The 4714-nt window shown below is 65.2% G+C and carries 8 protein-coding genes; 4 read left to right on the forward strand and 4 right to left on the reverse strand.

Annotated elements, in window-relative coordinates; genetic code table 11:
• The coding region (locus tag EN884_RS26300) for a hypothetical protein (RefSeq protein ID WP_128360814.1) at window positions 1–411 on the reverse strand (411 nt) is incomplete at its 3' end.
• A 251-nt stretch (window positions 412–662) separates the two neighbouring features.
• On the opposite strand from EN884_RS26300, the gene EN884_RS26305 reads away from it, so the two are divergent.
• Both EN884_RS26305 and EN884_RS26310 read left to right on the forward strand, forming a co-directional pair.
• Window positions 663–944 (forward strand): DUF982 domain-containing protein, encoded by a 282-nt coding sequence (locus tag EN884_RS26305; RefSeq protein ID WP_013530587.1) that lies wholly within the window; start codon window positions 663–665, stop codon window positions 942–944.
• 108 nt (window positions 945–1052) lie between these two features.
• Window positions 1053–1361: a DUF982 domain-containing protein gene (locus EN884_RS26310; protein ID WP_063170292.1), complete on the forward strand. Its 309-nt coding sequence runs from the start codon at window positions 1053–1055 to the stop codon at window positions 1359–1361.
• 249 nt (window positions 1362–1610) lie between these two features.
• Here the strand turns inward: EN884_RS26310 and EN884_RS26315 are convergent, their stop codons facing one another.
• Both EN884_RS26315 and EN884_RS26320 read right to left on the reverse strand, forming a co-directional pair.
• A complete protein-coding gene (locus tag EN884_RS26315) occupies window positions 1611–2279 on the reverse strand; it encodes a GcrA cell cycle regulator (RefSeq protein ID WP_063170293.1) in 669 nt (222 codons plus the stop codon).
• A 113-nt stretch (window positions 2280–2392) separates the two neighbouring features.
• Window positions 2393–2680 (reverse strand): hypothetical protein, encoded by a 288-nt coding sequence (locus tag EN884_RS26320; RefSeq protein WP_244514322.1) that lies wholly within the window; start codon window positions 2678–2680, stop codon window positions 2393–2395.
• A 188-nt stretch (window positions 2681–2868) separates the two neighbouring features.
• Between EN884_RS26320 and EN884_RS26325 the strand changes: the two genes are divergently transcribed.
• Complete coding sequence (locus EN884_RS26325; RefSeq protein WP_013530583.1) at window positions 2869–3573, forward strand: helix-turn-helix transcriptional regulator; 705 nt, start codon at window positions 2869–2871, stop codon at window positions 3571–3573.
• Between the two features lie 64 nt (window positions 3574–3637).
• Here the strand turns inward: EN884_RS26325 and EN884_RS26330 are convergent, their stop codons facing one another.
• The gene (locus tag EN884_RS26330) at window positions 3638–3940 is read right to left on the reverse strand and encodes a hypothetical protein (protein WP_024501757.1); all 303 of its coding nucleotides are present in this window, start codon (window positions 3938–3940) and stop codon (window positions 3638–3640) included.
• Window positions 3941–4127: 187 nt separating this feature from the next.
• Between EN884_RS26330 and EN884_RS26335 the strand changes: the two genes are divergently transcribed.
• A complete protein-coding gene (locus tag EN884_RS26335; RefSeq protein WP_027160847.1) occupies window positions 4128–4496 on the forward strand; it encodes a hypothetical protein in 369 nt (122 codons plus the stop codon).
• Window positions 4497–4714: the final 218 nt, after the last annotated feature.

The raw sequence follows: 4714 nt of genomic DNA on the forward strand, positions 1-4714 counted from the left end.
GGCATAGGCCCTGCCGGCGTCGAGAACGCTGTCGGCGATGCCGCCGCCCTCGCGGCCGCCGTCGATGCGCTCGGTCCAGCGCATCGGCTTGACATCAGCCTGCTGACTGCAGCGGAAATCCTCGCGGTAGCGCAGGCCTGCCTCGCGCTGCTGGCGCGACAGCGAAGTGATGCCGACGAGCGCATCGATGGCGCGCAGCCGCACGATGCCGCCGGTCGCGGCGTAGCCGTCATTCGACACTTCGTAGACACGCGCAGCCTCCAGCGTGCCCGCTGCCAGCCGCTTGCGGCCGAGGGCGTCATCCCTGAGCGCGAAATCATGGCCGATCTCGCGGCGTATGCGCACCTGCTCGGCCTCGCCCTTCGGCAATTTCGGCGCCTGCGGTTTTGCGGGTCTGGTCTTTTTGCTCATGGGAGGCTCCTGGTTGGGATGGTGGTGGGAGGCCGGCACGTGGCGATCCTTCGCGCGCCCTCGGCCCTGCCGGGCATCTTCCCACGCGGTGGCAGAGCGGAGCGGAGCGCTGCTCGGTTGGCCTTCAATGAACCGGAGGTCGTCGCCTCTTCGCCGCCGCGCCAGCATCCCTGTCGTCCGGCATCCAGGCTGATGGAACCGGCGCGAGCTTTCGACGTTATGTCGCGTCCATGCCAAGGGGAGGTTCGCCGATGACAGCCTTCATGCCGGTTACCGTGCGCTTTTGCGACAACAAAACCATGCTGGTCAGTTCGGTGGCCGGAGCCGCCGAGGCACTGCGCCACCAATGGCCCGACAAGACAGCGCCTGGCTATCTCGAGGCTTCCCGGCTGGTTACGCTCGCCGTGGACGGCATCTGCTGCCAGCGCATCGCGTTCGACGCCTTCACCAGGGCGGCCAAGCAGCAGAACATCCTGGTCGACAGGCCCAAAAGCCGCGCCCATGACTGGCTGGATGCGGTGGCTAGCCCGTGAGGAGCGGGCGCCGCCCGAAAAATTGATGCAACCGGCCCCCAGCGGGGCGCGTTTATGGGTGCGGTAGCTGGAGCCGCGCGCAAAGCGAAGGTGAACGCCGTGGGTACGATGAAAACCGGAGTGCCGCTCAAAGTGCGGGTGGAAGATGAGATCGAAGAGATCGACAGCGTCAGCGAAGCCGCCGATTTTCTCCAGCGCTGGCCGCTGGAGCGGCGTGGCCATGTCTACCGCAGCGCGTTGAACGCCTGCAGCGCGGCGATTGCCGCCCAGATTTCCGAAGCCGACGCCATGAAGGTGTTTACCGGCTTTGCCCGGGTGACCGGCATATTGGTCGGCGAGGGCAACCCGGCGGTAGCGATGGACGCAAGGAGCATGCAGAGCCGCACGCCCAAGCAAGGCGGGCAGATGCCGAAATAGGGCTTTGCTTCTTTCTCCCCGTTTACGGGGGTGAGGTGTGATCCGCGCAGCGGACGAAAAGCCAATTGCTTGGCTTTTCGAACAGCGAACGCCCGGCAGGGCAATGAGGGGCGGCGCCAGCGCTTCGGTAAGTGGCATCTGAATCGGATGCTTGAATTTCATGTCAGCTTCCATCCTGCCTCGTCAGCGCTGCCCCTCATTGCCCTGCCGGCACCTTCTCCCCGTGAACGGGGGAGAAGAGATCAAACCTCACCCCGTCGCAACAAATACGCGGCGCTGGAAGCGCGCCTGGTGGTAGGTACAATAGCTTTTCAGCGCCCCGGTGCGCATGCCGCAGCACAGCATGTCGGCGCCTGGGCGGCTGCCTGGCGCCCCCTCTTCGGCAATAGAAATGTCCGGATCCCCCTCCACCGTCAGATCCAGCGGCGCACGGCAGCGTGAAAACAGGCAATCGATGAAGCGCATCGCCACGCCATGCGGCTGCCGGCCGATGGCCGCGCGCGGCGGCGCCGGCGCCTCCAGGCGATAGGCCACGCCGTCGGCGATCAGCACGCCCACCTCGCGCACGAACGAATGCGCGCGCCTGGGCCGGGCCACTTCACGCGCATGGATGTCCTTGGCGGCAAGCACGCCCTCCATCTTGCCGACGACAGGCGTCGCTTTCGCCGACGCGCCACTCGCCCGCTTGCTTCCAGCGCGCTTGCCCACGGCCTGCCTGGATCGCGGCGGCGGCCCCTTGCCATTGGCAAAGCCGATCGCGCCGAGCATGGCGTTGCGGTGCACGATGCCGATGATGGCGTCGCGCGACACCGGACTGCCGCGCAACGCGCTGAACGCGACTGCAATCCTGGAGGCTGAGAACCCATCCTTCAGCCAGCGGGCGATCTCGTGCAATTCCGCGTCGCTATAGCTTGCCATATCCAGCTCCATCCAAAGTTCGGCCGCGCGCCGTCGGGCAGCGTCAAGGTTCGACCCGGTCGCCAGGCCGCAGTCAGGTTGTTTTTCAAGAGCCGGCTCTCAGCCGGCCAGCCTCAGCCGGCTTGGGCCGATTTCCCGCCGGCAAGGTGCAGAAGCCGCGCTTCGGCCGTGTTTCTGTCCAGGGCGGAAACCGCCCTGCCCGTCAGCCTGTCGAACAGGATGACGGTGCCGTCCTCGGTGCGGATGCAGGATCGGCCTGCCGCAAAAACAGAGCCGGCGCCATGCCGGCCGAATTGGGGGCCGAAGCCGCTGGGAGCGGCGGCTCCGGCCGTTCCGGTCGCCGGAGACAGGCGGACCGGACCCGAGGCTCGTGCGGTCAGGCACTGGGCCTCGGGCTTCATCCGGGCCGGGGAGGAGGACGGCCGGGATGAAAGGGAATGGGCGGTTATGACCGCCGGGCGCGCCTCGCGTGAGGCCGGCGACTCGGCGCCATCAAAGCTGGACAGGTTTTGCATGACCGGATATAAGCATAACTCGAAAATAGATGCAAGCCATTCTTTCATAGACGAGAGCGGCTTTCATCCCTCACATGGGCGCCATGGCAAAAACGGAACTGTCGATCAAGGTCGGAGCGGCGATCCGCAAGGCGCGCAAGCAGCGCGGCCTGGTCATGCGCCACATCGCCGAACACAACGACACCGATGTCGCCGCCGTCGGCAACTGGGAAACCGGCCGCAATCTGCCCAAGACCGAGAACCTGCTGAAGACCGCCGCCTTCCTGCGCGTCGACCCGGTTGCGCTGGGCCAGGGGCAGGTCGTGTTTCTCGACGATGCCGGACCGGTTGCCGATGCGGAGATCGTCACCGATGCAGGTCCGCTACCCGCCAGCTCGATGGACATCGAGGTGCTGGGCGCGGCCGTCGGTGGCGACGATGGCGATTTCACCTTCAACGGCGAGCCGGCGGGTTACGTCCAGCGCCCGCCGGGCGTGCGCAACCTGCCGAAGGTGTTCGCCCTGCACGTGCTCTCGGATTCCATGGTGCCGCGTTACGAGCCCGGCGACCTGATCTATTGCGGCGGCCGCGACGCCGTACCGGGCGACCATGTGGTGATCGAGACCTTCCCGGAGGAAAACGAGCGCAACGGCAAGGCCTTCATCAAAAAGCTGGTCAAGCGCACGGCGGGCGAGCTGGTCGTCGAGCAGTACAACCCGCCGAAGACGTTGACCTTCAACCGCTACGCCATCAAACATGTCTGGCGCGTGATTCCGCTGAAGGAATTGCTGGGGTATTGAGCAAGGGATGCTCTTCCTTCTCCCCCTGCGGGAGAAGGAAGAACCAGCGCTGGCACCCTCCCACTCAAGCCCGCCGCGATCCCTCCAGCGGCACATCCCTGTCGCTCAGCATCCGCGCTTCGCTGCGCACGCGCTGGCGCTCGTCGACAAACGCCGCCTGGATCGAAATCGCCGTCCCCGGCAGTCCGTCGGCGCGGCAGGCCGAACAGACGATACGGCCCGACAGAGCGGACAGCGGCGTATTCCCCGTCACCCCGAACCGCTTCAGCTGATCGGGTCGCCACCACCTGTTGCGGCCACAATCGGCGCACTCGACCGAGATCGAGGCGACATGCGCGATCGTTGGTTCCTTGCCCGGCAATGCCATCGCCCCTGCCTCGTCTTTGTTCCTGATTTGTTCGCATATTCCTGTGTTTTACGCCGGGAGTCGAGTCGCAGTTTTCAAACTTTCCCAGAAGTTTTTCTTCTAGCGTAATTTGAGTTATGCTTTCATAAATGTATGAAAATGTGAGTCGGGTACGAACCTGCCCACTGCATCAGACCCGGGAGCGATAATGGACGCTTTTGCCGCCGATTTTGCCCGTTCCTGCGGCTACGCCGGCGACAGCCTGGCCTTGCTTGAAGCCTTCGAAGCAATCCGTCGCAGCGGCATCGCCCACGCCCGTCAGGATCACGTCAGGCGCAAGGCGGTGATCGACGAGTTGAAACCGTCGGAGGCGCTGTTCCTGGCCGCTATCGGTCCGGCACTCTCGGCGCAGGAGGTAATCGAGGACGCCGCCCGCTTCATAGCCTGCTGGCGCAACATACCGCGCTGGCGCCAGGAGCGGCGCCTGCCCGACCTGATCAGGGCCAAGCAGCAGCGCCTGGTGGCGCGCTATTTCCGCCGCCATGGCCACAGGCTCTGGGCAAGGGAAGCGGTGTGAGGACTGGACCAGCCATTTGCGGGTTCCATCAGCCATTTTTTCTTTCTAGACTGCGCAGGGGTGGCTGACCGTTCGACGTGCATAGTTTGGAATGTTCAAGACTGCCCGCTCAAAATTTCAAACCTGGATAACGGCCGGCGCGGGAACCATCGCCGCCCTGCTCGTCGCCGGCCTGATGGGCGCGTTCGGCGCCCTGCCCGCCCACGCCCCGCCGCAAT

Source organism: Mesorhizobium sp. M7A.F.Ca.AU.001.01.1.1, from assembly GCF_004022735.1.
GTDB lineage: Bacteria > Pseudomonadota > Alphaproteobacteria > Rhizobiales > Rhizobiaceae > Mesorhizobium > Mesorhizobium ciceri.

Bases quoted from the DNA above. Each gene is read 5' to 3' on its own strand.
- EN884_RS26305 (WP_013530587.1), top strand. From the start codon at position 663: ATGACAGCCTTCATGCCGGTTACCGTGCGCTTTTGCGACAACAAAACC.
- EN884_RS26310 (WP_063170292.1), top strand. From the start codon at position 1,053: ATGAAAACCGGAGTGCCGCTCAAAGTGCGGGTGGAAGATGAGATCGAA.
- EN884_RS26315 (WP_063170293.1), bottom strand. From the start codon at position 2,279: ATGGCAAGCTATAGCGACGCGGAATTGCACGAGATCGCCCGCTGGCTG.
- EN884_RS26320 (WP_244514322.1), bottom strand. From the start codon at position 2,680: ATGAAGCCCGAGGCCCAGTGCCTGACCGCACGAGCCTCGGGTCCGGTC.
- EN884_RS26325 (WP_013530583.1), top strand. From the start codon at position 2,869: ATGGGCGCCATGGCAAAAACGGAACTGTCGATCAAGGTCGGAGCGGCG.
- EN884_RS26330 (WP_024501757.1), bottom strand. From the start codon at position 3,940: ATGGCATTGCCGGGCAAGGAACCAACGATCGCGCATGTCGCCTCGATC.
- EN884_RS26335 (WP_027160847.1), top strand. From the start codon at position 4,128: ATGGACGCTTTTGCCGCCGATTTTGCCCGTTCCTGCGGCTACGCCGGC.